20 protein-coding genes and 2 tRNA genes are annotated in these 26,179 nt (G+C 65.9%); 9 read left to right on the top strand and 13 right to left on the bottom strand.

The genetic code is table 11. The features are described from left to right. Positions 1–22: 22 nt before the first annotated feature. Positions 23–715: a hypothetical protein gene (locus IEX33_RS03625; protein ID WP_188727712.1), complete on the bottom strand. Its 693-nt coding sequence runs from the start codon at positions 713–715 to the stop codon at positions 23–25. A 208-nt stretch (positions 716–923) separates the two neighbouring features. Here IEX33_RS03625 and IEX33_RS03620 point away from each other — a divergent pair, with 208 nt between their 5' ends. The 4 genes from IEX33_RS03620 (at position 924) to IEX33_RS03605 (ending at position 4,090) form a co-directional block, all read left to right on the top strand. Then, positions 924–1,874 (top strand): J domain-containing protein, encoded by a 951-nt coding sequence (locus IEX33_RS03620; protein ID WP_188727711.1) that lies wholly within the window; start codon positions 924–926, stop codon positions 1,872–1,874. 22 nt (positions 1,875–1,896) lie between these two features. Beyond that, positions 1,897–2,364 (top strand): tRNA (cytidine(34)-2'-O)-methyltransferase, encoded by a 468-nt coding sequence (locus tag IEX33_RS03615; RefSeq protein ID WP_188727708.1) that lies wholly within the window; start codon positions 1,897–1,899, stop codon positions 2,362–2,364. A gap of 195 nt (positions 2,365–2,559) precedes the next feature. After that, positions 2,560–3,168, top strand: coding sequence for a sigma-70 family RNA polymerase sigma factor (locus IEX33_RS03610; protein WP_104185012.1), 609 nt, complete (start codon positions 2,560–2,562; stop codon positions 3,166–3,168). Between the two features lies 1 nt (position 3,169). Further along, positions 3,170–4,090, top strand: coding sequence for an anti-sigma factor (locus tag IEX33_RS03605; protein WP_188727706.1), 921 nt, complete (start codon positions 3,170–3,172; stop codon positions 4,088–4,090). Between the two features lie 82 nt (positions 4,091–4,172). Here the strand turns inward: IEX33_RS03605 and IEX33_RS03600 are convergent, their stop codons facing one another. The 4 genes from IEX33_RS03600 to IEX33_RS03585 form a co-directional block, all read right to left on the bottom strand. Beyond that, a complete protein-coding gene (locus tag IEX33_RS03600) occupies positions 4,173–4,952 on the bottom strand; it encodes a PIG-L deacetylase family protein (RefSeq protein ID WP_188727705.1) in 780 nt (259 codons plus the stop codon). A 4-nt stretch (positions 4,953–4,956) separates the two neighbouring features. Further along, complete coding sequence (locus tag IEX33_RS03595; RefSeq protein WP_188727702.1) at positions 4,957–5,904, bottom strand: electron transfer flavoprotein subunit alpha/FixB family protein; 948 nt, start codon at positions 5,902–5,904, stop codon at positions 4,957–4,959. Positions 5,905–5,918: 14 nt separating this feature from the next. Beyond that, positions 5,919–6,719: an electron transfer flavoprotein subunit beta/FixA family protein gene (locus tag IEX33_RS03590; protein ID WP_188728208.1), complete on the bottom strand. Its 801-nt coding sequence runs from the start codon at positions 6,717–6,719 to the stop codon at positions 5,919–5,921. A gap of 255 nt (positions 6,720–6,974) precedes the next feature. Beyond that, the gene (locus tag IEX33_RS03585) at positions 6,975–8,633 is read right to left on the bottom strand and encodes a S1C family serine protease (RefSeq protein WP_188727701.1); all 1,659 of its coding nucleotides are present in this window, start codon (positions 8,631–8,633) and stop codon (positions 6,975–6,977) included. Positions 8,634–8,921: 288 nt separating this feature from the next. Here IEX33_RS03585 and IEX33_RS03580 point away from each other — a divergent pair, with 288 nt between their 5' ends. From IEX33_RS03580 to IEX33_RS03570, 3 genes are all read left to right on the top strand, one after another. Beyond that, positions 8,922–10,955 (top strand): TPM domain-containing protein, encoded by a 2,034-nt coding sequence (locus tag IEX33_RS03580; RefSeq protein WP_188727699.1) that lies wholly within the window; start codon positions 8,922–8,924, stop codon positions 10,953–10,955. A 110-nt stretch (positions 10,956–11,065) separates the two neighbouring features. Further along, positions 11,066–11,857 carry a PspA/IM30 family protein gene (locus tag IEX33_RS03575; protein WP_188727696.1) on the top strand — a complete coding sequence of 264 codons (792 nt, stop codon included), beginning with the start codon at positions 11,066–11,068 and terminating at the stop codon, positions 11,855–11,857. A 100-nt stretch (positions 11,858–11,957) separates the two neighbouring features. Continuing rightward, a complete protein-coding gene (locus IEX33_RS03570) occupies positions 11,958–13,391 on the top strand; it encodes a cryptochrome/photolyase family protein (RefSeq protein WP_188727694.1) in 1,434 nt (477 codons plus the stop codon). Between the two features lie 37 nt (positions 13,392–13,428). Here IEX33_RS03570 and IEX33_RS03565 read toward each other — a convergent pair whose 3' ends face one another. The 5 genes from IEX33_RS03565 to IEX33_RS03545 all read right to left on the bottom strand — a co-directional run bounded on the left by IEX33_RS03565 (position 13,429) and on the right by IEX33_RS03545 (position 19,277). Continuing rightward, positions 13,429–14,361, bottom strand: a complete 933-nt coding sequence (locus IEX33_RS03565; protein WP_188727693.1) for a cytochrome b/b6 domain-containing protein — start codon at positions 14,359–14,361, stop codon at positions 13,429–13,431. Positions 14,362–14,503: 142 nt separating this feature from the next. Continuing rightward, positions 14,504–14,577 (bottom strand) — tRNA-Met (locus IEX33_RS03560). 134 nt (positions 14,578–14,711) lie between these two features. Beyond that, positions 14,712–14,785: transfer RNA gene (locus IEX33_RS03555), tRNA-Met, on the bottom strand. A gap of 122 nt (positions 14,786–14,907) precedes the next feature. Then, positions 14,908–17,892 carry a UPF0182 family membrane protein gene (locus IEX33_RS03550; RefSeq protein ID WP_188728206.1) on the bottom strand — a complete coding sequence of 995 codons (2,985 nt, stop codon included), beginning with the start codon at positions 17,890–17,892 and terminating at the stop codon, positions 14,908–14,910. A gap of 167 nt (positions 17,893–18,059) precedes the next feature. Continuing rightward, the gene (locus IEX33_RS03545) at positions 18,060–19,277 is read right to left on the bottom strand and encodes a YlbL family protein (protein ID WP_377089844.1); all 1,218 of its coding nucleotides are present in this window, start codon (positions 19,275–19,277) and stop codon (positions 18,060–18,062) included. A gap of 132 nt (positions 19,278–19,409) precedes the next feature. Between IEX33_RS03545 and IEX33_RS03540 the strand changes: the two genes are divergently transcribed. Further along, entirely contained in the window at positions 19,410–20,888 is a 1,479-nt protein-coding gene (locus IEX33_RS03540; RefSeq protein WP_188727691.1) for a zinc-dependent metalloprotease, read from the top strand. A gap of 35 nt (positions 20,889–20,923) precedes the next feature. Here the strand turns inward: IEX33_RS03540 and IEX33_RS03535 are convergent, their stop codons facing one another. The 3 genes from IEX33_RS03535 to nudC are packed head-to-tail and all read right to left on the bottom strand — an operon-like array spanning position 20,924 to position 24,738. After that, positions 20,924–21,496, bottom strand: a complete 573-nt coding sequence (locus tag IEX33_RS03535) for a M48 metallopeptidase family protein (RefSeq protein WP_229675210.1) — start codon at positions 21,494–21,496, stop codon at positions 20,924–20,926. Positions 21,497–21,522: 26 nt separating this feature from the next. Further along, positions 21,523–23,658 (bottom strand): ATP-dependent DNA helicase UvrD2, encoded by a 2,136-nt coding sequence (locus IEX33_RS03530; protein WP_188727687.1) that lies wholly within the window; start codon positions 23,656–23,658, stop codon positions 21,523–21,525. A 57-nt stretch (positions 23,659–23,715) separates the two neighbouring features. Then, positions 23,716–24,738, bottom strand: a complete 1,023-nt coding sequence (gene nudC / locus IEX33_RS03525) for an NAD(+) diphosphatase (RefSeq protein ID WP_188727685.1) — start codon at positions 24,736–24,738, stop codon at positions 23,716–23,718. Between the two features lie 143 nt (positions 24,739–24,881). Here nudC and IEX33_RS03520 point away from each other — a divergent pair, with 143 nt between their 5' ends. After that, positions 24,882–26,171: a macrolide 2'-phosphotransferase gene (locus IEX33_RS03520; RefSeq protein WP_188727683.1), complete on the top strand. Its 1,290-nt coding sequence runs from the start codon at positions 24,882–24,884 to the stop codon at positions 26,169–26,171. Positions 26,172–26,179: the final 8 nt, after the last annotated feature.

Below are 26,179 nucleotides of genomic sequence, written 5' to 3'. Positions count from 1 at the left end.
GCCGGGCAGGCGCCGTCCTCAGCTAGGCGGACGGCGGGATCACCGGCAGGAAACTGGCGACGTCGGCCCTCGCCCCTGCGAGCGCGGCAGCGTCCGGGCATGCGAGGGAGATGTAGACGGATGACCCGGCCGTGCCGAACAGCCTGGCCAGCACCGCAGTTGCCCTTCCAGCCGGCTGGGCTGCCTGTTCCAGGGCCAGGACCTCGACGGTCCGGCCGGGCCCTGCCGGGTCCGCGCCCCACCGCAGTGTCTCCGTCTTCAGGTAGCCGGGCAGGATGGACGGGTCCAGGTACTCAAAAAGCGCAACGGTGGATTCCCTGTCGTCGCCCCGGACCAGGGCAGCCTGGTTGGTGCGCACCCTGGCTGCCACCAGGCAGCCGTCTTCCTTCTCGTACCGGGCTTCGGCGGCCACGTTGCCGGCAACGGCCTTCCATCCCGGGGCTTCCTTCAGTCCGTCCCCGATGCCTACGGGCGTGCCGGGGGCAAGGCTGCCGCCGGCGGCAAAGGGAAGGTCCTGCGCGGCCACGGCGGCAGCATCGTGGCCAGGCGTAATGGTGGGGGTGGCAAGCCCCGGCGTGCTGGCGACAGGTTGCGGAGCTGCAGGGTCCCGCACCTCCACGCTGCAGCCGCCAACCAGCAGAGCTCCCATTGCGGCTGCCAGCACCGGCACCACCCGCCGCCTGGCCCTGTTAGCCATTCCCGCCGTCGTCGGCATATCCATTCCTGCCCCAATGCGTTCAGCCGCAGCCGGGACGGCCGCGCATGCACGAGTCTAAATGCACTTGCCTGCGGCGCCCGCACCCGGTCCGCGGGCCCTCGGGGGAACCCTGGGGGCCCGGAGCGTCGTTGTTCAGGACAGGCCGTTAAACTGTGCGGACCGGGCTACCTGCGAAGACTGGCCATACCAAGAGAAGGATGAGGGCTTGACCGAGAGCAGCAGCTCCTATTACCAGGTACTTCGCGTGGCGGTAACGGCCACGGAGAAGGAGATCAAGGTGGCCTACCGCCGGGCTGCCCGGACGGCCCATCCGGATCACGGCGGTGATGCCGCCGCGTTCCGGCAGGTGACGCGTGCCTACGAAACCCTTATCGACCCCACCCGCAGGAAAGCATACGACCGCTCCTATGCCGCCGGCACGCTGCGCAACGAGGACGCGGACACGGAGGCGCATTTCGACGCGCCACCGGCGGGCAGCCGCGCGTCGGCCACTGTGCACCGGCAAGGCAACGTCCGCAACACCGCCGGCGACCCCCCTGTGTATGTCCCGCCGTATGAGGATGCCCCTTCCGGCGAGGTTCCGCTGATTCCCCTGGAAGTCGCCCGCCAGCAGGTGCACGGCATGCCACGCAAACGCGGTATTTTCGGGGCTGAGGCACGCATCCAGCGGGAGATGCGCACGGTCCAGCTCCTGAGCCGGCAGGTCCTGCCGGCCATCCCGGCCGCACGCCTGATCAACGGCCTCCAGTCCCCTGCCGACAACAGCCACATCGACCACGCCGTCCTGTCCGGCTACCGGCTGGCGCTGGTCGGCTCCATGCTGCTGCCCAAGGGCGCCTATGCCTGGGACGGGCGCACACTGAACCACGGGGGCCGCTCCATTGCCCCGCCGCAGCTCGCGCACGTTGTCCGGGCCATGCAGGACATTTTCCCGGAACTGAACGTCACGGGCTGGACCGTGGTGCTCAACCCTGGCGGCAACCTCCACGAGCCGGTGATAGACAACCACCGCCGTTCAACCGGTGCCCTCGAGGCCGTGCAGGTGGTTAACGCGGCGGGGATGGTGCGCGGCCTGAAGGAATTCCTTGCGTCCGGGCCCGCGCCCAATTCGGTGAATGTTCCGGTGCTGGCGAGGCTGCTGCGCGGCATGCACTGACAACGGTGGCTAGGATGGGACGGTGTTCCGCATCCTTTTCCACGCCCCCGAAATCCCCGGCAATACCGGCAACGCCATCCGGCTCGCAGCCATTACCGGCGCCGAACTGCACCTCGTGGAGCCGCTGGGTTTCGATTTCTCGGACGCGAAGCTTCGCCGTGCCGGCCTGGATTACCACGACCTCGCCGTCGTCACCGTGCACCCCAGCATCGAGGATGCGTGGAAGCACCTGCAACCGGAGCGGGTCTACGCCTTCACTTCTGACGGAACCGCCAGCTACACCGATATCTCCTACCAGCCGGGTGACGTCCTGATGTTCGGCCGTGAATCCGTAGGGCTGCCGCCGGAACTGAAGGCCGATCCCCATGTGACGGCCACAGTGCGGCTGCCCATGCTGCCGGCCCTGCGTTCCCTGAACCTGGCTAACGCCGCGTCCATCGCCGTCTACGAGGCCTGGCGCCAGCAGGGATTTGCCGGCGCCAAATCCTGACCCTGCAAAAGCCGGCAACTTCTTTGCGCCCCCGGCCAATCCATCCGGGCGGCTGTTCCGAATCACTCCTGACAATATTCCCAGGCGTTCGAGGAGCTGCAGGTGACATTGCTGGAGTCAGGTTCCAGGACCTCCCGCAGCAGCCACGGCGCTACTGCTGAGGATTCGCGGTCCGGAGACTTATGCTTGGTAGTGATGGAAACCCCCAACGCGCCACAATCCGAGGCCCAGGCCGCGGTGACAGACCCCCCGGCCGACCTCAGCCACCGGCTTTCAGTCCTGCTGGAACGCATAGGCCGGGGTGACCAGGCGGCCTTTGCCGAATTCTACCAACTGACCTCCCGCCGCGTTTTCGGGATGGCCCGAAGGGTCCTGATCGATCCCGAACTCAGCGAGGACACCACGCAGGAGGTCTTCCTCCAGGTGTGGCAGAACGCATCCAAGTTCGACCCCAAGGCAGGGAGCCCGCTCTCCTGGCTGATGACCATTTCGCACCGGCGGGCCGTGGACAGGGTCCGTTCCTCGCAGTCCTCCACGGACCGCGAGGCCAAGTACGGCGCCAGCACCCAGGACATCGACCACGACTCCGTGGCCGACCAGGTGGGAAGCAGGCTGGAGGCAGAGGCCGTGGTGCGGTGCCTGGAAACGCTGACTGAAACGCAACAGGAGTCTGTGCGCCTGGCGTACTACGGCGGCCTTACCTACCGTGAGGTTGCCGAACGCCTGAACGCCGCAGTTCCCACCATAAAATCCCGTATCCGCGACGGATTGATCCGACTGAAGACCTGTCTGGGGGTGAGTTGAGATGACTGAAACCAACAGCGGCCGCAATGGCCGTTCCGGTTCGTTTGGCGACACCGTTGCCATGGACCTGGCTTCCGGCCGGGCGGTGGACCTGGCCGAACTTTATGCTCTGGATGCGGTAACGGAAGAGGAGCGCCGGGCGATCGAACAGTACATGTCGGCCGCGCCGGCGGCGGAACGTACCGAGTTCTTCGACCGGGTGCGCCAGGCAAGGGAAACTCTCACAAGGACCTTCCGCGTCGAGGAGCAGCCTCCGGCTGACCTTTTCGACCGTATCGTTGCCCAACTGCCTGTCCAGGGCAGCGGGCCGGTTGCAAGTACCCCGGCTCCGCCTGCCCCAGGACACGTGGCAGCAGGACACGTGGCAGCAGGACACGTCGCACCGGGGCAGCCCGTAGCGTCGCAGCCAGCGAGTGCGCAGCCTGCCGGAGGAGACGAACTCGCCCAGGCCCGGCAGCGCCGCGAGGAACGGCGCCGGCCCGGAGGCACCCGGCGCTGGCTCGCCGGAGTGGCGGCTGCTGCCGCCATAGCATTGGGCGGTGTCGGAGTGGGGTCCTACCTGGCAGACCAGAATGATCCCCTGAACCAGGTGGTCCGGGCCGGAGACCTGCGGGAAGCATCGGTGGACGTGGCGGGAGGCGGTACAGCGACCCTCCTGATCTCCTCATCGGAGGATGCCGCCGTCGTCAAGATGAACGGCGTTCCCGCCCCGCCGGCGGGGAAGGTTTACCAGATGTGGCTGATCCCCAAGGACGGCTCGGCCCCGGTGTCCCAGGGCCTGATGGATGAGGAAGCCCTGTCCAGGCCCGCCGTGGTGGAGGGGATCTCCTCAGCCGCAGCGCTCGGGATCACTGTTGAGCCGGCAGGCGGCTCCCAGTCCCCCACACTGCCCACCGTTGCCGCTGCACCGCTGGGGGCATAGCGCAGAAGCCGGGCAAGACGCACAAAGCGCCCCGTTCCATTCCGTCAAGGGAAGGAGCGGGGCGCTTTCGTCGGCAGCCTGTTCAGAAGCCGGCGATGGTTCCGGGCCCGTTGACCGCCACCACGTGGAAGGCCTCAGCGCTCCTGCCGTCCGCAAGGCCCGCACGGGCAGCGTTGGCCTGCATGCCCTGCCGGACCGTTGCTTCCATGGCGTCCACGTCGGGGTGCTGGCTGACGTGGACGTGGATCGCCCTGAGCTTGGACTCCACGTGCTCCGTGACATCCACGAAGTGGTTTTCCCGCTCCTCGGGCCCGGCGTAAAGCCACAGCCACGGGAGCTTGTAGGCGTCCAGGCCGGCCTCGGCGAGTTCCGGGTAGGCGAACGGGTTTTCCACGGCAGGGTACACGGCGCGGGTAACGGCCTCACCCACCGCGAGGTGGTCCGGGTGGCTCTTCTGGATGCGCTTCCAGTTCCGTTCCGGGTGCATGGACAGCACGACGTCGGGACGGATTTCCCGGATCAGCCGCACCACGCCCTTCATCACCTCGTGCGACGGTTCAAGGTAGCCGTCCCTCTGGTGGAGGTAGTGGATGTCGGTAACCCCCACCAGTTCGGCGGCACGGCGCTGTTCGGCGTCGCGAAGAGCGATGATGTCGGCCCGGTGCACGGGATCAAAGCCGCCCGCGTCGCCGTCGGTCATGATGCAGTAGCTGACCTGGACGCCCGCGGCCGTCCAGGCAGCGATGGTGCCGGCAGCACCAAAATCGATGTCGTCGGGGTGCGCCGCAAAACAGAGCACCCGCCCAACCCGGTGTTCGTCCGGGTTGAACGGGCTCTGTGCCTGTTGGGGAAAGGCAGTCAAAGAATCAGCCTTTGCGTTTCTTGATCTCTGCCGTGGCCTGCGGGAGGACGTCGAACAGGTCACCGACGATGCCGAAGTCCGCGATCTCGAACACCGGGGATTCGGCATCCTTGTTCACGGCAACGATGACCTTGGCCGTCTGCATGCCGGCTTTCTGCTGGATGGCCCCGGAGATGCCCGCCGAGATGTAAAGCTGCGGGGACACGGTCTTTCCGGTCTGCCCCACCTGCGCGTCGTGGCTGATCCAGCCGGCGTCGGTGGCCGCACGGGAGGCGCCTACTGCTGCCCCAAGGGCATCGGCCAGTTCTTCCACCGGCCCGAAGTCCCCGTCCAGGCCGCGTCCGCCGGCTACGACGATCCGTGCGTCCGTGAGGTCCGGGCGGCCGCTGGCAACCTTCTGTTCCCGGGCGGTGATCCGGGCCGCGGCGCTGACGGCAGGAACGTCAACGGTGACCGTCTCCAGTGCAGCCGGGGCGGCAGCGGGTTCGGGAACCACATTGTTCGCCTTCACGGTCAGGACGCTCACCGGAGTCCCGGCCTTGCAGGCGGTGTTGTAGGAGCCGGCCAGGACAGACTTGTGCGCGGTGCCGTTCGCATCTACGGCCACGACGTCCGTGATGACGCCCGCGTTGAGGCGGATTCCTGCCCGTGCAGCAATTTCCTTGCCCTCGGGCGAGTTGTCGAGCAGCACGATATCGGCACCGGCCTGCCCAGCAGCAGCGGCCAGGTAGGCCGCTTTGGGTGCCACCAGGAAATCATCAAGGTCCTCGGCCGAGGGAAGCAGCACCGTGCCGACGCCGTACTCCGCAAAGGCGGCGGCGACGTCGTCGTGCAGCTTTCCGTTGAGGGCAACCACGGTTTCCCCCAGCGCGCGGCCCAGGGTGAGCAGCTCGAGGCTGCTCTTCTTGAGCGACGTGCCGGGATTGTCAATGAATACAAGTACTTTTGCCATGTCTGTGGTCCCTCTTAGAGCAGCTTCTGGGCGGCCAGGAAGTCAACGAGCTTGATACCCGCGTCGCCTTCGTCGGTGATGATGGTGCCGGCGGTCCGGGGCGGACGTTCCTCGGCGCTGAGCACGCTGGTCCAGGACCCTGCGTGTCCAACCTGCGCCGGGTCCACCCCGATGTCAGCCAGGGAGAGGGTGGTGATGCTTTTGCGCTTGGCAGCGATGATGCCCTTGAAGTTGGGGTAGCGCGGCTCGTTAATCTGGTCTGTCACCGAGACCACAGCCGGAAGCGGCGCCTCCACTGTCTCGGAGGACGTGTCGGCGTCCCGGCGTGCGGTGAGCCTGCCGCCGTCGACCTCCAGCGACGACGCGAAGGTGACCTGCGGCAGGTCCAGGCGCTCCGCAAGCTGCGCGGGGACCAGCGAGGTTTCCCCGTCGGTTGACGCCATGCCGGTGAGGACCAGGTCCACGGGGGCGTCGCTGCCCAGGTGCCGGATGGCGGCAGCGAGCGCCAGCGACGTGGCCGCGGCATCTGAACCTGCCAGGGCGCCATCGGTGAGGTGCACACCCTCGGTTGCACCGATCTGCAGCGCCTTCTTGATGGCGTTGACGGCACCCGAGGGGCCCATGCTCAGCGCGATGACCTGGTTTCCCGCCTTGGATCCGCCACGGGCTTCGGCCAGCTGCAGCGCCGCCTCCAGGGCGTATTCGTCAAGCTCGGACAGGATGCTCTCGTCCCGGTCAGTTGTGTAGCCCTCACCGGTGAGGTGGCGGTCAAACTGGGCGTCCGGTACATGCTTGACCAGGACGATGATCTTCAATGTATCTTCCACTGTATTTACAGCAGCCTTCCATGCTTGTGGACAGCCAGCCGGGTGAGGTCATGGCCGCGGAATGCCCGGCATGCGGGTAGCTCCTAGCTAACCATATAGGCGCGCCCCGGCGCCCTCTTCCGTTAACGCCTGTGTCAGCGTTCCCGCAGCCGCTGTCCGCGGCGGATGCATCACGACGGCGGCGCCCGCCAAGTGGGGACGCCGCCGTCGTGTGTTCAGCCTGTGTGTGCTGTTGGCGCCGTGCTAGCTGGCGGCGGCGCCCAGGGTGACCTCGAACGTCTGTTCCTTGCCGTTTCGCAGGACAGTGATCCTGACGCTGGACCCGGCGGGCTGTTCCCGGACCGCCGCGGTCAGCTGCTCCGGTTCCCCGATGGCGAGGTCGTTGAATTTGGTGATCACGTCGCCCACCTTGATCCCTGCCTTGCCCGCCGCAGAGTCCGCCTCCACAGTGGCAACGTCCGCGCCCACCGAGAACCCGGAAGCGGCGCTTGAGGCAGTCTTCTTCTTGACGCTGACACCCAGCTGGCCGTGCGAGGCCCTGCCGGTGTCAATGATTTCCTGCGCCACCCGCTTGGCGTGGTTGATGGGGATGCTGAAGCCGACGCCGATGTTTCCGCTGGTCGAGGATGCGCTCGATCCCGCGGACGCAATGGCCACGTTGACGCCAATCACCTCGCCGCTGCTGTTCACCAGGGCACCGCCGGAATTTCCGGGGTTAATGGCGGCGTCAGTCTGGATGACGTTGATGGAAATTTCGCCCTGGTCCGCCGTCTGCTGGCTCTGTCCGCCGCCCGGAGGCGCGAACTGGAATCCGCCCTCGTCATCGCCCTCGGCATTGTCCCCCTCCTCTGGGGCGGCCGCGGAGGCAACGCTGATGGTCCGGTTGAGCGTTGAAACGATGCCGTCGGTCACGGTGCCGGTCAGGCCCAGCGGCGAGCCGATGGCAATGGCGGTGTCGCCCACGTTCAGTTTCCCGGAATCGCCCAGGGTGGCGGGGGTCAGGCCGTTGGCGTTATCGACCTTGATCACGGCGAGGTCAGACAACGGGTCTGTGCCAACGAGTTTGGCGGTGAGGACCTTGCCGTCACTTGTCCGCACTTCAAGGGCAGCGTCGGCCGTCTGGCCATCCAGGGTAACGACGTGGGTGTTGGTGAGGATGTGCCCCTGGTCGTCCAGGATGATTCCGGAGCCCGTGCCGCCCGAGCCGCCGCTTGAGGCACTGATGGTCACCACGCTGGGTGACGCCTTCACGGCGGCTGCCGTAATGGCGTTCACATTGTCCTTGTTATTGACGATGACTGTCCCGGGCTGGCTGTTGCTGCTCACTGCGGCACCCGAACCGGCGTTGCCGAACAGTTCCGCGGAACCGACGGTGGCCACTCCCCCTCCCACCAGTCCCGCCGCGAGGATGCTGGCTACGAGGGTGCCCACGCCGAATGTCGCTTTCCGGCGCGGCGCGTCCTTGGGGTTGGGCGCAAAGGCAGTCCCGCTGTGGACGCTGTTGGCACCATGCAGGGTGTTGGCGCCCTGGTCCTGGCCCGCGTACCGGTTTTCCGGGCGGCCTGGGCCGGCGTAGCCGTAACCGGGGTGGGGCACCTGGTGCCCGGGCGCCTGCGGCGCGGACGGGTCCTGCCCGGCCGCGTGCTGACCGCCGTAGAAGGGCTGCCGCTGGGGGTAGACGGGACGCTGGGCTCCGGGGATTTCCTGGGTGGGGTTGTTGCCCTGCTGCTCAATCCGCTCTGTGGGGTACTGGCGGGGGCCGGACCCATCCGCCCCGGGATCACCTGCCGGCTGCTCCCCCTCAGCCGGCTCCCCTGCCTGTCCGGCGTGCTGCCCCCAGGGATCCTGCCGGTCCTGGCCGCTGTTCCGCGAAGCCGGACCCGGCGTCTGGTTCTCAGTCATGGGACTTCCTTTCATCCTCGTCTGCATTAACTATGGACTCCCTGGCTGGAACAAGCTCGGATGTTTGCTGAGAGCTTCCTGAGGGTCCGTCCCTGACCCGGCTGACGTGTGGGCCCGACGTTTCGCTGCTGGCATATTCGGGCCGATGGACGGGCTGTGGGGTGCACCATAGAATCAAGATGAATTGCCACAGCGACCTGCGGCTTCACACCAAGCGTGGGGGCGCTGCTGGATTCTGAGACGACTGATTCGTCCCGAATCGGTGTCAGGCGTGCTGAAGGGTTGCACATGCGGTCAAAGTTCAAACGTTTATTCGCCGTGATCGGCCTTACCGCCTTCCTGGCGTTGCCCGCCAGCGCGGCCTGGGCCGAGGATCCGGTCACCATTCCCTCCGGCCAGAACATCGTGGATAACGCGAATGTACTTGGAAGCCGTGAGGGCGAAGTCCAAGAAGCAATCCAGAAGCTGCTCAAGGACGACAAATACAACCTCTACGTCGTGACCGTGGACAGGTTCACCAACCCGACTGTGCCGGCAGACTGGGCCGCAGCCGTTGCCACGCAGAAAGGCATGGGCAGGTCAGACGCCATCCTCGCAATAGCCAAAGACGACGGCAAATTCAGCTTTGTCCTGAACTCTGCCAGCCCCATTAAGTCCAAGCAGGGGGCCATTAGCCAGAACGCGGTCACGGCCAACCTGGCCGGTGGAAATCCCGATTTCGCCCAGGCAGCAATTGACACAGCAGCGGCAATCGGAGATGCCGCCAGCGGGGGCAGCGGAAACGTCCCCTCAGATGAAGGTGCTGGCGCGGCTGTCCTCGTAGGAACGGGCGTACTAGCTGCCGGAGGCGCCGGTGCGTACCTCTACTTCCGCAACAAGCGCAAGAAGGCAGCCGGCCAGGCAGCCAACGCCAGCTACGGTCCGCAGGGCGCTGAGCTCGATCCGCTGGCGTCGCTGAGCATTGAGGAACTTCGCCGCAAGGGCGGCTCCCTCCTCATTGAGGCGGACGATGCCATCAAGTCCAGCGAGCAGGAACTCATGTTCGCGCAGGCACAGTACGGTGATTCCGCCGTCGGCAATTTCACCAAGGCGCTTCACGAAGCCAAGGCCCACCTGAGCGAATCCTTCAAGCTGCAGCAGCAGCTGGACGATCACATCCCGGACACCGAAGAGCAGCAGCGGACATGGCTCGGCGAGATCATCCGCCGGTCCGAAGCCGCGCTGGCGTCCCTCCAGGAGCAAAAAGCGGACTTCGATTCCCTGCGCGAACTTGAGAAGAACGCACCGCAGGCCCTGGCAGCTGTGAACGCAGGTGCGCGCGAAGCAGACTCGAAAATCTCCAGCGCAGAAGGGTCCCTTACCTCCCTCCGCGCCAAATATGCCGAGAGTGCCCTGACCCAGGTTTCTGACAACATCCTGCAGGCCAAGGAACGCCTGGCATTCGTCCAGAACGCCACCGCCACCGCCCAGCAGAAGCTGGCTGAGGGCGAGGCCAGCCTTGCCGCGGTAGCAGTCCGCGCAGCCGAAGAAAGCCTGCACCAGACCAACGTGCTGCTCGACGCCATCGCCAAGGTTTCCTCCAACCTGGATGAAGCCCGGGGCAGCCTCGAGAGTGCGGTAGTGGACACCTCCCAGGACCTCGCCCAGGCACGGGCCATGATCCAGTCGGGCGCCCACCCCGAGCTCGCCGGTCCGGTGGCCGGAGTCGAGAACGCCCTCGCGCAGGTGAAGGCGGAGATCCACGGCGGCAAGATCGACCCCATTGCCACCCTGCAGCGCGTTGAGACTGCCCACCAGTCGCTGGACCAGGCGCTCAGCGGCATCAGGGACCAGCAGGAACAGGCCCGCCGGGCGCAGGCCTCGCTCCAGCAGACCATCATGTCTGCCCAGGCCCAGATCAGCGCAACCGCGGACTACATCACCGCCCGCCGCGGCGGTGTGGGGACAGAGGCACGCACACGCCTGGCGGAGTCGCAGCGGAACCTGGATTACGCACTGTCCATTGCGCGCACCGATCCTGTGACGGCCCTGACCTACGCCCAGCAGGCGCACGCCCTAGCAGCACAGGCAGCCCAGCTGGCCCAGGCCGATGTCGACCACTTTGGCGGCTACGCCAACCAGGGCTACGGCGGCGGCGGGATGTTTGGCGGAGGCGGCGGCGGAGGCCTCGGCGGCGCCATCCTGGGCGGCATCCTGATCAACTCCATCCTCAATGGAGGCGGCGGCGCGGGCTGGGGCGGTGGCCACAGCGACGGCGGCGGCTGGGGCGGCGGAGATTTCGGCGGAGGCGACTTTGGCGGAGGCGACTCCGGAAGTTTCTGATCGCCGCAGACTAGCACCGGCCCGAAACCCGGCGCCCGCAGCATCACAGCCACAACACAACTGTTCACTGATTTCAGTGGTCACCACAGAGCAGGACGAAAGGTAGCAACATGGTTAAGCAGTCCATCTTTGGCCGTATCGCACAGCTGGCTAAGGCAAACATCAACACTTTGCTGGACAACGCTGAGGATCCCCAGAAGATGCTGGACCAGATGGTCCGCGACTACACGAACAACATTGCTGAGGCTGAGTCCGCCGTGGCGCAAACCATCGGCAACCTGCGGATGCTCGAGGACGACTACCGCGAGGACGTCAAGAACGCACAGGACTGGGGCAACAAAGCCCTTGCGGCCTCGCGGAAGGCGGACGAATACCGGGCCAGCGGGGACACTGTTGATGCCGAGAAGTTCGACAACCTTGCCAAGGTGGCCCTGCAGCGTCAGATGTCCGCCGAGAATGAGGCCAAGGGGGCAGAACCCAGCATCGCCTCCCAGCGCGAAGTGGTGGACAAGCTCAAGTCCGGCCTGGACCAGATGAAGGGCAAGCTCAACGAGCTGACCAGCAAGCGGAACGAGCTGGTGGCCCGGTCCAAGACCGCTGCAGCCCAATCCCAGGTCCACGACGCCATCAAGAGCATCGATTTCATGGATCCCACCAGCGAAGTGGGCCGCTTCGAGGAAAAGATCCGCCGCGAGGAGGCCAAGGTCCTTGGCCAGCAGGAACTCGCAGCTTCCAGCCTGGACGCGCAGTTCAACCAGCTGGAGGACCTCGGTGAGCAGGTTGAGATCGAGGCACGCCTGGCCGCGCTGAAGTCCGGCAACTCGTCGAAGCCGGCCCTCGGCGCCGCAGGCTCGGCAGCAACGGGCTCAACGGTGGACGAAGCAGACTTCGACAAACTCTGATCGGCGGCGGGACGTTCCGCCTGCTCTAGAGACAACGGGTAGGGCCGGGGCCATCGTGGCCCCGGCCCTGTCCGTTCCCGCCAGTGTGTAGCGTGGTTGCATGGCTTCCTCCACTGAGACTTCCATCGTCTGGCTCCGCGACGACCTTCGGCTTGATGACAACCCCGCGCTTTCCGAAGCAGCCGCGCTCGGACTGCCCCTGACGGTCGTCTACATCCTGGACGAGGAGTCCGAGGGCGTCCGGCCGCTTGGAGGAGCCACGAAGTGGTGGCTGCACCATTCCCTCGCCTCACTCGCGGGTGCGCTGGAAGCCAAAGGCTCCAGCCTCCTCCTTCGCCGCGGGCCGGCCGAGGAGATCATCAGGGAACTCGCCGCCGAAACCAACGCCCGCCACCTGTTCTGGAACCGCCGCTACGGCCAGCCGGAGCGCACGGTGGACGCCGCTGTCAAGGCGTGGGCCACTGAGAACGGGTTACAGGCCTCGAGCTACCAGGCAAACCTCCTGTTTGAGCCATGGACTGTCCGGACAGGTGCTGGCGGGCCGTATAAGGTGTTCACGCCGTTTTGGCGGGCCTGCCTTGCCGGCGCTGATATCCGCGACCCGCTCCAGGTTCCGGGAACGCTGCCGGCGCCTCCGAAGCGAACCGGCACCGTGCAGGCGGGCGACACACTTGATGGCTGGGAACTCCTGCCCTCCGCCCCCGATTGGAGCGGCGGACTCGCTGCTGTTTGGGAACCGGGCGAGGACGGCGCCAGGCGCCGGCTCGAAGATTTCCTGGACGGACCGGCGGAGGAATACGGGACGGGCCGGAATATTCCTGGCGTGGAAGGTACCAGCCGGCTTTCACCCCACCTGCGGTTCGGCGAAGTCAGTCCCTTCCGCGTGTGGCGGCAGATCCGCCGTCGCTATCCAAACAAAGTGCCTGCCGACGTCGGCATCTTCCGCTCGGAGCTTGGCTGGCGGGAATTCTGTTGGCACCTTCTGTACACCAACCCGGATCTTGCCACCCGCAACTACCGTCCGGACTTTGACCGGTTCGAATGGGAGAAGCCCGGCAAGGATGAACTGGAAGCCTGGCAGCAGGGCCGGACCGGGTATCCGTTTGTCGATGCAGGCATGCGCCAGCTGTGGCAGACCGGCTGGATGCATAACCGGGTGAGGATGGCCGCGGCGTCTTTCCTGGTCAAGAATCTCCTGACGGACTGGCGCGTCGGGGAAGCCTGGTTCTGGGACACCCTTGTGGACGCGGACGCGGCCAGCAATCCCGCCAACTGGCAGTGGGTTGCCGGCTCAGGGGCAGATGCCTCACCGTACTACCGGATCTTCAACCCCGTCACCCAAAGCAAGAAATTCGACGCCGCGGGCACCTACCTGCGCCACTTCATCCCCGAGCTGGCGGACCTGGACGCAAAGGCTATCCACGAGCCCTGGAAGTCGGGCATGGAACTGGTGGGATATCCAGGGCCGCTGGTGGACCTGCCCGAGTCCAGGGAGCGGGCCCTCGAGGCTTATCAGAAGCTCAGGGACAGCTGACCCGCTCCAGGGGGCAACCGCAGCCGCCAGGCGCCCGTCAGCGGCTGACCTTGCCCATCAGGGAGGCGATGGGCCGCAGGAACAGCGGGCGGGCCAGGAACCAGGCGGCCACCATGACCACAACCGAGGCGAGGAACACCCAGAAACCAAACCACCCGTCGTCGTCGCGCACGCCGTACATGTGGTTGAGGTTGCGCAGGGCTCCCGTGGCGAGCACCAGGAAGACGTGCACGGCGATGAAGGCCACGAAGTAGATCATCACCGGGAAGTGGACGGCGCGCGCCCACTCGATGGGGAACGCCTTGTTGAGGCCGGCAGCCTTCTTGGGCCAGGCACCGGACATCCGCAGGCCAGTGATGAAGGCCAGCGGAGCGGCGATGAAGACTGTGGCGAAGTACGAGAGCAGCTGCAGCGCGTTGTAGTTGACCCAGCCGTTCTCCGTGGGCCAGTCCAGGGATGCGTACTGCAGTGCCGCGGACAGCGCGTTGGGGAAGACGTCCCAGCTGGTGGGAACAATCCGCATCCACTGGCCGGTGGCGAAAAGCAGCACCGCGAAGATCAGGCCGTTCAGGATCCACAGGACATCCAGCGTCAGGTGGAACCACAGCTCGAGGCTGATCTTGGTGGGCGGGTTCTTCGTTTTGATCAAGCCTTTGTTGTTCCGTGTCCAGTGCCCGCTGGGGCGGGTGGTGGTCCGGACCTGCCACCCGGTACGGATGATCAGCAGCAGGAAGAACGCGTTCAGGAAGTGCTGCCATGCAAGCCAGGCCGGAAAGCCCACAGGAGCGTTGTCCGGAAGCTCCGAGTGGCCCGGATAGTCAGCCACGAAGGAAGCCACGGCAGGCAGCCCCATCAACCACTTGGCAACCAGCACCACCAGGACCAGCCCTCCGAGGACGGCAGGCACCCCCCAATAGAGTCGCGACCGCTGACCCGCCGCGGTACGGGGCTTCTTCGTGGGTGTGGACATCGAACAACATTCCTCTCGAGAATGACTGGCCAAGTGCTCACGGCGTGTGAGGCTCTGCGAAAGAGAATACTAGGAACTGCACGTATCCACGGAAAAAAGAAGACCCCGGCCGGCTGATATGCCGGTCGGGGTCTTCACATAGTTGCGGGGACAGGATTTGAACCTGTGACCTCTGGGTTATGAGCCCAGCGAGCTACCGAACTGCTCCACCCCGCGTCGCTGAAACAACACTACCCTAGTTTTCCGGCCACGTTTTCCACTCGGGGATTTTCCCTCTGGCGGCAGGAAATCCCTGGAGCTCAAACAAAAACATCCGGACACTGTTTCCAGTGTCCGGATGTTTTCATCAGTTGCGGGGACAGGATTTGAACCTGTGACCTCTGGGTTATGAGCCCAGCGAGCTACCGAACTGCTCCACCCCGCGTCGCAAGAACTACTTTACCGGTACGTGAACACCAGGCCAAATCGCGGGCGCGTGATCTCCGTCTCGCCTACGGAAACGGCACCTGCCCCCCAGGGAGCAGGTGCCGTGTGCCGCCGTCGTGATCAGCTGGTGGCTGAGGGTGACGGGCTCGCTTCAGGTGCATCGGTGGCTGCCGGCGCGGGCGTGGCCTCGGGTGCGGCAACCGGGATCTTGGCTTCCGCAGCCACGGCCTTCTGGAGGGCAGCCGCGATCTTCCTCTGCGCCTCGCCATAGGCTGCGAAGTCCCCTGCGGCAAGAGCCGACTGACCCTCCTGGATCGCCGCATTCGCTTCATCCAGTGCGGCCTTCAGCTCTGCCTTGGCGTCAGCTCCCGCAGGCGTTCCCGGCGCGGCCGGATCTACCGGGGTCTGGCCATTGTTGTCCGAATCGCCCGCGGCAGCTCCGGAGTCTCCTCCGAAGAGCTGCTTCAGTGCCTCATCCAGGGTGGGAGCGAAGCCCACCTTGTCGCCGAAGGCCACCAGGACGCGCTGCAGTGTGGGGTACGACGTTTCGCCGGTCGACTTGAGGTAGACAGGCTGGACGTACAGGATGCCGCCGCCTACCGGAAGCGTCAGCAGGTTGCCGTTGAGCACTTCAGACGCTCCCTGGCGCAGCAGGTTGAGGGCCTGCGAAACCGTGGGATCGGAGTTGAACTTGTTTTGCGCCTGGCCGGGACCCGGCACCTGGATCTCCGGCGGGATCTGGAGCAGCCGCAACTTGCCGTAGCTCTCCGCCTTCACACCCGCCTCGTTCCCGGCATCCGAGTCAGCGGCCAGGAAGCCATAGAGCACGTTGCGTGCGTTCCCGTTGACAATCTGCGGAATGAACGACGACGTCAGCTGGAAGGCGGGCTTGTCCTGGTCCGGCATTTGGAGGGACATGTAGAACGGCGGCTGCTTGACGCCGCTGTTGGAGTCAACGGTGGGATCCGCCGGCACGCTCCAGACATCCTTGGTCTGGTAGAACGTGGACGGATCGGTCACGTGGTACTCCCCCAGGAGCTGGCGCTGGACCTTGAACAGGTCCTCCGGGTACCGGACGTGGCTCATGACATCGCCGGACATCTCCGAGAAGGGCTTGAGTGAGGTGGGGAACACCTTCTGCCAGGACTTCAGCAGCGGGTCCTGGTCGTCCCAGGCGTACAGGGTGACCGAACCGTCGTACGCATCAACCGTGGCTTTCACGGAGTTCCGGATGTAATTGACGGTGCTGTTGGGCAAGGCAACCGCGCGGCCGGACGTGGTCTGGGTGTCCGCCGTGGCATCGGAAAGCCGCTCCTGCTGGGAGTACGGGTAGAACTGGCTTGTGGTGTAGCCATCCACAATCCATTTGACGCGGCCGTCAACCACCGCCGGGTAGGCATTCCCGTCCACGGTCAGGTACGGGGCAACCTTTTCCACGCGCTCACGGGGACTGCGGTCGTACAGGATCTGCGACTCGGGGTTGACGCCGTCCGAAAGCAGCAGGTCCGAGGACTGGAACTTGATGGAGTACAGCACGCGGTTGAAGAACGTTCCCACGTTGGGACCGCCGTTGCCTTCAAAGGTGTACTGGTTGTCCCCCTCGCCTTCCCTGCCTGACGGCCGGTCCTGCTCGCGGGCAGGGGCGCCGTCCGGCGCGCCGACGATCGAGTAGTCGGGCGAGGATTCACCGAAGTAGATCCGGGGCTCATAGGTTGAATCGTCACCCAGGACACCCGTTGACGGAATACCCGACTGCAGGAATTCCGGCTTGCCGTCCACGGTGAACTTGTTGCCCTTTGCAGCCACGACACCGTAGCCGTGGGTGTACACAACGTGCTGGTTGAGCCAGCCCTGCTGGTTGGTTGCCACGTTTGCGGGGTTGAGTTCGCGGACCGCGATCACCGTGTCCTGGATCTTGCCGTCCACCTCATACCGGTCCACATTGAGGGCTTCCGGGAACTGGTAGTACGGGCGGTACTGCTCAAGCTGGGAGAACGCATCGGAAATCAGGTTCGGGTCCAGCAACCGGATGTTGGCCGTGGTCTGCGCATCGGGGGCCAGGGCCCCGGTGCTGGCCGTGTTGGTGGCGTTGTAGCGGTCCACCTGGATCTTGTCCAGGCCGTAGGCCTCACGCGTGTTGTTGATATTTCGCTGGATGTATTCCTTTTCCAGCGTCTCCTCCGAGGGACGAACCTGGAACTGCTGGATCACCCAGGGGTAGACACCGCCGGCCAGGATGGACGTGATGACCAGCATGGCGGTTCCGATAACCGGCAGCCGCCACTTGCCGATGATGGCAGCGACAACGAACAGGATGGCAACGAGCACCGCCGCTACGGCGAGGATGGCCTTCGTGGGGATGACGGCGTTGACATCGGTGTACAGGGCGCCGGCCCAGCGTCCGCTGTTGCTCTGCACGGCGGTGAAGCGGTCCAGCCAGAAGTTGAGTCCAAGGAGCACCAGGAATGAGGCACCGGTCACGGCGATATGGATTTGTGCAGCCCGGCTGGTGAACACGCCGCGTTCCATCAGGCGGATGCTGCCATAGAGATAGTGCGTCAGGATGCCCGCGATCCCGGCAATCACCACAACGCTGATCAGGAAGCCGGTTACGAAACCAAAAAACGGGAGCGACATCAGGTAGAAACTGATGTCCATTCCAAATTCAGGGTCTTCTTTCCCGAAGGGCTCCTGGTTGAAGAACAGGAGGACCTTCTGCCACTGGCTGGCGGCGGCGCTGCCGGCGAAGAGTCCAAAGAGGACGGGGAGCCCGATCATGACAACGCGGCGGACGGGTTCCAGCTGCGCCTGGTACCGGTTCAGGTTGTCCCTGATTTCAGAGTCGGGCGCGTACACCGGCCGGGCGTTGTACGCGATGCGGATCGCGAAGAACACCGCCAGGAACATGATGGCGAAACCGGCGGCAAAGATACCGATCCGGACCAGGTTCTCGGTGACGAAGACCTCGATGAACCCCAACTGCCGGTACCAGAGGACGTCGGTCCAGACGTTGGCAAAGAAGATGAAGCCCACTACCACCAGGGCAACAACGATCAAGGTGGGCGTCAACGCCCCGCGTCGTGAAGGGGGTCTGCCTGTGGACATGGTGCTGGCGGGACGGGACAAACTGGGTACCTCATAGCTGGTCGTCAGATAAATCAGAGCGTGCGTGCGGGCGACGTCCGGGACCGGTCAAACGGCCGGTTTCGTCCGTCATATTTGCCACGAGTGGCGGTGGAGCTTAGTTCCTGTCGAGTCTAGTTGCGCCCAGTCTAGTTGCCCGGGCACGCGGGAAGGCCGGACGTGTCCTGACCGTTACCCGCACGTTCGACGGCGTCGCGCGCCTCAGCCAGGGTCTCCACCCTCACTACCTGCAGCCCGGCGGGGATGTGCCCTGCTACTTCCCCGCAGTTTGCGGCGGGCGCGAGGAACAACGTTGCTCCCCCGGCACGTGCCCCCTGCAGTTTTTGTTGGATGCCACCGATGGGGCCCACGAGGCCGTCCGGGGAGATGGTGCCGGTCCCCGCGATGTGTTTGCCCCCCGTCAGGTCTCCCGGTGTAACCGTGTCGATGATCCCCAGGGAGAACATCAGCCCCGCACTGGGGCCGCCGACTTTCTCAAGCGAGATCTCGACGTCGAAGGGGAAGGTGAACAGGTACTTGAGCATCACTCCGAGGATGAAGCGGCCCTCACCGTTGTCCTTGGGGGTGATGGTCTCCGTGACGGACTGCCCGTCACGCTCCACCACCACAGAGACCGGCGCGCCGTTTCCCGCGGCCAGTTCCTCCTGGACGACGGACAGCGAGGTGATGGCCTTGCCGTTAATGGTCTTCAGGATGTCGCCGGGCTGGATCTTCCCGTCCGAGGCTGAATTTTCGGAGAGGCCGGCTGACTGCAGCTGCTGCCCGAAGGGAATATCCAGCTCTTTGAGGGCAGAGGCTACGGCGTTCTCCTGTGACGTGGTCATGGCCACGGAACTCTGTTCCTCGGCCTCTTCCCTGGTGGTACCCGTGGGGTAGAGCAGTTCCACGGGGTGCACGGCTTTGGAAGGGTCAACCCACGCGGAAAATGCATCAAGGATGCTGACCGGCCCGTTGGGGCCGCCGTCCACGTAGACAGTGGTCAGGTCAAGGTTTCCCTTGGCTGGATACGTTTCCCGGCCGCTGATGCTGATGACCGGGCTCCCCTGGCTTTCACCAAGGGTGTTGTACGTCGGTCCGGGTGACTCCACGACGTAAGGAACGGGAAGGGTGCCCACGGCGATTCCCAGGCCCAACGCCGACAGTCCCGCGAGCAGCATCGCCGACACTTTCCTGTCCCGGGGAGCCCGTTCCAGGGCGGGCGCAGCACCCGCCGTGCCGTCGTCGGTCCCCTCTCCATAGGCGGACGTGCCCGGCACGCGTGTTTCACCTGTTTGCGCAGGCAAGCCGCGGGTGAAGAGCTCAGGAGCGTGGTCCTCTGAGGGGTGGCCGCCACGGGTTGTAGTCACCCAACCAAGACTACGCGGTGCCGGTGGATGCCAGCTCTTTGCCTAGAGCGAACGACGACGCCGTCCGGCAGACAGCCGACCATGGCCGGGGTACCGTGAAGGTTGACAGCCACACCGACGATCGGCGGGATCATGACCTCCAATCCACTCAATCCGTCCAACGGCGACGACACCCCCAAGGATCCGTTGACCGAGATGCTGCAGAACCTGATGGGCGGCAAGGGGATGGAGAATTTCGACCCCGCCGAACTGGCCAAAGCTGCGGGGCTTCCGAACGACCCCAACCTGCTGGCGCAGATGTTCTCCCAGGTGCAGGCAATGATGAGCGCCCCTTCGGAGGGGCCCGTCAACTGGCAGCTTGCCCACGACAACGCCCGCCGTGTTGCCGCGAGCGGCAGCGACCCTTCGGTAACGTCCCAGCAGTCGCGCGAGGTTGATGAGGCCCTCCGCCTGGCGGAACTGTGGCTGGACCCCGTCACGGACCTTCCCGCCACCGGCCTGATCGGCCGGGCGTGGTCCCGGGCTGAATGGGTCGAGGCCACGCTGGGCACCTGGAAGCGGCTGACCGAACCGGTGGCCAACAGCATCGCGAATGCCCTCTCCTCGGCCATGACGGAGCAGATGCCCGAGGAAATGAAGTCCATGATGGGCGGGGCGTCCTCGATGCTCCAGAACATGGGCGGCGCCATCTTCGGCATGCAGCTGGGCCAGGCCATCGGTGCCCTCTCCGCTGATGTGGTCAGTTCCACCGACATCGGGGTCCCCCTCGCGGACCTGGAGATGGCACTGCTGCCCGCCAACGTCGCGGCGTTCGGGGAGGGCCTGTCCCTGCCCGAGAACGACATCCGGCTCTTCCTCGCAGTGCGGGAAGCCGCCCACGCGCGGCTGTTTGTCCAGGTTCCCTGGCTCCGCGGACACCTGCTGGGAGCCATCGAGGCGTACGCCCGCGGAATCCACATCGACACCTCACGCATCGAGGAACTTGCACGGGACCTTGACCCCAGCAACCCGGAAGGCATCCAGGAGGCCCTGTCGCAGGGCGTCTTCATGCCGCAGCGGACGCCGGCGCAGGACCAGGCCCTTGAGAAGCTTGAGACCGCCCTGGCACTGGTGGAGGGTTGGGTGGACGAGCTCACGGCCGCGGCCACCGAGAAGCTGCTGCCGTCCGCGGGTGCGCTGCGGGAGACCGTACGGCGCCGCCGGGCAACCGGCGGTCCGGCCGAGCACGCATTTGCCTCCCTGGTGGGCCTGGAGCTGCGGCCCCGCCGGCTGCGCGACGCCGCAACGTTGTGGGCCAGCCTCAAGGAAGAGCGCGGCATCGAGGGCCGCGACGCCATCTGGCACCACCCGGACCTGCTGCCCACTGCCGAGGACCTGGACGATCCCAAGGGCTTCAGCGGGCGCCGCAAGCTGGCAGAAGCAAGTGACAGCGAAGTGGATGACGCCTTGCAGAAGCTCCTCAGTGGCGGCTTCGACTCCGCGCCGGAGGCAGAAGAAGGCACTGAGCCTGGCGTAGAAGATGGCACCGCCGAGACTGCAAAGGACGACGGCGGGCATCCCGACGAGGGCAAGGATGGCCAGGAGGGCCCAGACGGCCAGCCGAAAGGCTAGGACGCCGCCCCGGCGCTGACTGCTGCAGGACGGAGTCAGTCGGCGTCGGGGCCGGCCATGCCGCGTCCGGTGGCGAAGGAAACACCCTCAAGGAACGCCTTGGCCCGCTGCGTTTCCGGATACGCCTCCAGCAGTTGCCAGAAGGCAGCGTTGTGCGCAGCCACCAGCAGGTGGGCGAGCTCATGGAGCAGGACGTAGTCGATCACCCACTGGGGCATGGGACGCAGTTTGTCCGAGAGCCTGATGGTTCCCTCTGCCGGAGTGGCGGAACCCCATCGCGAGTTCTGGTTGCTGACCCAGCGAACCGACGTCGGTACGGCGCGTCCCCCCAGGTACTTGGCAGACAATTGGGCCGCATGTTCGGCGAGGGCAGCGTCCGTGGCCGGCCGCCTCTTACCCGCTGCTGCCCGCCGCTCCCCCTGGCGCTGGAGTTTGGCCACCATCTTGTGCACCCATTCCGCCTCTTGGGCAGCCGTGAACCGGGCGGGTATCGCGACCACCGCGGTTCCGTTCTCCCAGAAAGCGGCTACGGTGCGGGTACGCCGGGACGAACGCCGTACCACTACAGGCGCACCGTCCTCCGTGGTGATGGAAGAAGCAGCCGCCACCTGATGCCTCGCGGAGCGGCCGGCCATTACAGCGACGTGCTTTCCGTCAGGACACGCAGGACGTCTTCCCCATACCGTTCCAGCTTTGCAGGTCCCACCCCTGCCAGCCGGGCGAGCTCCTCGAGCGACGCGGGGCGTGCTTCGGCAATGGCCGTCAGGGTTGCGTCGGTGAACACCACGAATGCGGGCACCTCGGCGGAGAGGGCAACCTCCCGGCGCCAGTTCCGGAGGGCGTCGAAGGTTTGTTCCTCGTAGCCGGGCGGACAGGAGTTGCACCGGCCCACTTTGCGTTCCGCGCCCGTACCGAGCATGCTTCCGCAGACCCTGCACATGGCGGGCGCGGCGGCTTTCCTGCGGGTCACGGTCACCTTCCCCCGGGTGTTGGAACTGGCCACGGAGTCGGGACGCAATCCATCGAGGAACCGTGAGGGTTTGCGATTGGCACGGCCGCCCGGGGTCCGGGCGGTGGACCATGACAGCGACAAGTGTTCGCGCGCGCGGGTGATTCCCACGTACAGGAGCCGGCGTTCCTCGTCCACCGATTCCGGGGAGTCGGCAAAGGAAATGGGCATCAGCCCTTCACTGAGCCCCACCAGGAATACAGCGTCCCATTCCAGGCCCTTGGCGGCGTGGAGGGAGGCAAGGGTCACCCCCTGGACGGTGGGAGCGTGCTGGGCCAGGGAACGTTCCTGTAGTTCGTTGACGAAGTCGGCCAGGCTGAACTGTGCGCCCCGTACCTCGACCAGCTCATCGGCAAGGGCAACCAGCGCCGCCAGAGATTCCCAGCGCTCCCGGAGGGCGCCGCCGCTGTGCGGGGCCGAATCCGTATAGCCGAGCGAGGAGACGATGTCCCGGACCAGCTGCCCGAGCGGTTGCGGGGAGTCCGTTTCGGCAACAGCCCGGGTGGCTGCGCGCAGCTGCAGGATGGCGTCGCGAACCTCCTTGCGGGCAAAGAACCGTTCACCGCCGCGCAACTGGTAGCCAATTCCGGCAGCGGCCAGGGCCTGTTCGTAGGCCTCGGACTGGCCGTTGGTGCGGAACAGGACAGCAACCTCGCTGGCGGGTGTGCCGGCGTCGAGCAGTGCCTTGATCTTTTGGGCAACCGTGGCCGCCTCAGCCTCGTCATCGGCACATTCCGTAAACTGCGGCGCCGGGCCGGCCGGCCGCTGGGCCACAAGCTGCAGGGGCGAGGCCCAGGCGGCGTCGGCCACGGGGCCGCCGCTGCGTCTGCCCGCCAACAGGTCGTTCGCGAGCTTCACCACCTGCGGTGTGGAGCGGTAGTCCCGGATGAGTTTGACAACGTTGGCCTGCGGATAACGGGCTTTGAACTCCAGCAGGTGTTTGGGGGACGCTCCGGTGAACGAATAAATGGTCTGGCTTGCGTCACCGACAACGCAGAGCTCGTCGCGGCCGCCCAGCCAGAGTTCCAGGAGCCGCTGCTGCAAAGGGGAAACGTCCTGGTACTCGTCCACCACGAAGTGGCGGTACTGCTCGCGGACTGTGGCAGCGACCTTCTCGTCCTCCTGGAGAATTCCCACTGTGATCAGCAGGACGTCCTCAAAGTCAATGACGTTGCGGTCGGTCTTGACGTCCTCGTAGGACTGGAAGACCCGAGCCACGGCGGTGAGGTCGAAGCCGCCCGGGGCTCCCCTGTCCTGCGCGTTTTCCAGGTAGTTTGCCGGCGTGAGCATGGACACCTTGGCCCATTCGATCTCCGAGGCGAGATCGCGGATGGAGGCCCTGTCGGTGCTGAGCCGGAGCCGCCGCGCGGCCTCGGCCAGCATCTGGGCCTTGTGGTCCAGGAGGTTGGGCAGGGTGCCGCCCACAGCCTGCGGCCAGAAAAACTGCAGCTGGCGCAGCGCCGCGGCGTGGAAGGTGCGAGCCTGAACGTTGCCTGCTCCAAGGTCACGCAGCCGGCTGCGCATCTCGGCAGCAGCGCGGGCCGTGAAGGTCACGGCCAGCAGCCGCTGCGGCGAGTAGACGCCGGAATGGACGCCGTAGGCGATGCGGTGGGTGATGGCGCGGGTCTTGCCCGTCCCTGCCCCGGCCAGGACGCACAGCGGGCCGTTCAGGGTGCTGGCCACCTCCCGCTGTTCCGCGTCCAGGCCTCCCAGGATGCGGTCCTCAAGGGACGCTGCCCCGTCAAAATGTTCTGTAGTCACTTCTGCTGCTCTTTGTCTCGACTACCGCGTGCTGGAGTCTGGTGGATTCGTGGTGGGTCAGGCCTCGGCCCGGTCCTGGATGCGTCCGCCATACCAGTGCTCTATCAGCGAGCGGGCAATGGAAAGCCGGCTTGAAATGGTGATATCGCCGGCAAGCACAGCCTCCTGGAGTTCCTCCCGGCTGAACCAGCGCGCCCTGGTGACCTCAACGCCGTCGGGCCTTGCCTCGGCGTCTTCGGTGACGGCGGTAAATCCAAGCATAAGGGAGGCGGGGAACGGCCACGACTGCGATCCGAGGTACTGGCATGCAGTCACCCGGACTCCCACCTCCTCATAGATCTCGCGGACCACGGCCTGTTCGAGTGACTCCCCGGGCTCCACGAAGCCGGCCAGCGTGGAGTAGTTCCTGGCGTCCAGCGGACCGCCGCCGCCCAGCAGCAGCCGCCCGTCAGGGCCCACCACAGTCACGATGATGGCCGGGTCTGTCCGCGGGTAGTGCTCCGATGAGTCCGCAGGACACCGGCGGACCCAGCCGCCGGCCTCGACGTCGGTGGGGGTACCGCAGCGCGGGCAGTGCGTGTGCCCGGCGTGCCAGTTGGTGATGGCACTGGCCTCCACAAAGAGGGCAGTGTGCGTGGAGCTCAGCCCCGCTGCGACCTCGCGGAAGCCGGCCCAGCGGGCATCGGACGGGATACCGGCTGTACCCGGAGCAACCTGCTCAGGGAGGACATAAAGCAGGAGCCCGGTTCCAGCCGGCAGATCCGAATCCGGAAGCGCGGAGCCCAGGAAAACGACCAGTTCAGGCGCCGACCCGGCTGCAGTGAGCTCCTGGAGCAACGGCTGTGCGGCGGCTAAACACAGGCCGCCGCCCTGTACCAGGCCCTGCCGCCCGGACAGCACAACTGCCAGCGTTCCGGCCTTGGCCAATTGTTCGTCCACGATTCCGGGGGCTGTCCGGACAGCCGACCCGCGGTCCACCAGCGCCGGCCGGACAGGAAGGAGGGTGTCCATGAGGTGGTTCGCGGGCAGCGTTGCCGGCTGCCCCTGGTAGACCGGTGTAACAGACTCCGCATGGCTCATATATCCACCGTACTGACTGGGGCTGACAATTGACATTTCCAGCCTGGCCCACGGTGCCCCCAGCCCCCCCCTATTTGCAGGTATCTCAAGACTCGCCGCCGCCGGACCGGCCTCCCGGCCCGCAGGCAATCTACCGTTGAAAGGTGAGAAGAAATGCGATTGAACTGGCAGCCGTTGCAACCGCGGCAGTCCCCGGGCTGACCCCGACGGCCGTTAGCTCCGCCCCGGACGACCCCGCGGACTTCGACTCAGCGCTGCTCCTCGACTCGGAAGGGAAGCGCTGGCGGGTCAGGTCGCCGCGCCACGCCGAGGCCAGCGCCCGGCTCGAAACTGAATTCCTGGTGCTGCGCGCCTTCGCCCCGGCCATCCGCGCCGAGCTGCCTTTCCTGATGCCCACGGTCGCCGGCAGCGTGCGCCTGGGAAGCCTGAGCACCTTCGTCTACTCGCATCTGGGCGGCAGCACCCGCAGCGTTGAGGAACTGACGGCCGGGCCGGATGCTTTGGCACGGGAAATCGGCGTGGCGCTGGCAGCCATCCACGATCTGCCCCGCGCGATCGTCAGCAACGCCGACCTGCCCAGCTACACCCCCAACGAATTCCGCCAGCGCAGGCTGAACGAGCTGGACCAGGCCGCCACCACTGGAAAGATCCCTCCGTCCCTGCTGCTGCGCTGGGAGCACGCACTTGAGGACGTGTCCTTGTGGCGCTTCAATCCCTCCGTGGTGCACGGGGACCTGCATGAGGACAACCTGCTCGTGGAGGGCTCCCGGGTCACCGCCGTGACCGGCTGGACGGACCTCCGCATCGGCGACCCCGCGGACGACTTTGCCTGGCTGGTGGCGTCCAACGAGCAGGACTTCGTGAACGCCGTACTGGACGCTTACACCGCCGGCCGCCGCGACAAGCCCGACAAGCACCTGCTTCGGCGGGCAGCGCTGTCGGCCGAGTTCGCCCTGGCCCAGTACCTGGTCAAGGGCATCGCGGCCGGGGACGCCACCATGGTGGCGGAGGCGGAGGAGATGCTGTCCACCCTGGCCAGCGACATTGCAGAGCACGGCGGGCAGCCCATCAGCGTTGAGCCCCTTCCGTCCGCATCGCCTGCCACTGTCCCCGGCGCGGCTGCGCCGGTTGCCGTGGAACCTGCCGCGGGGGCAGGGGCTGGCCCCGGATTACGGGCGGCCGACGACGGTGTGCCGGCCGCGGTGCCTCCGGTCACTGTCTTTCCGGTACCGGCAGTCCAGCCGGCCGTGCATGTGACGCCTATTCCCGCTCCTGCACCTGCAACTCCCCCTGCCCGCACTGAAGGCGGCGCCGGCGGCGGAAGCAGCACCGGCACGGCCAACGGCACCAAGACCGGCGCCCCTGACGCACAAGGCGGTCCGGATGACACGTCGACGGCTGCCCTCACCATTGTTGACGCCAACAAGAACTAGCCGCGGGG

Source organism: Pseudarthrobacter scleromae (assembly GCF_014644515.1).
GTDB classification, from domain to species: Bacteria; Actinomycetota; Actinomycetes; order Actinomycetales; family Micrococcaceae; genus Arthrobacter; species Arthrobacter scleromae.
Note: the sequence above shows the minus strand (reverse complement) of the source record. Positions and strands in the feature narration are given on the sequence as shown.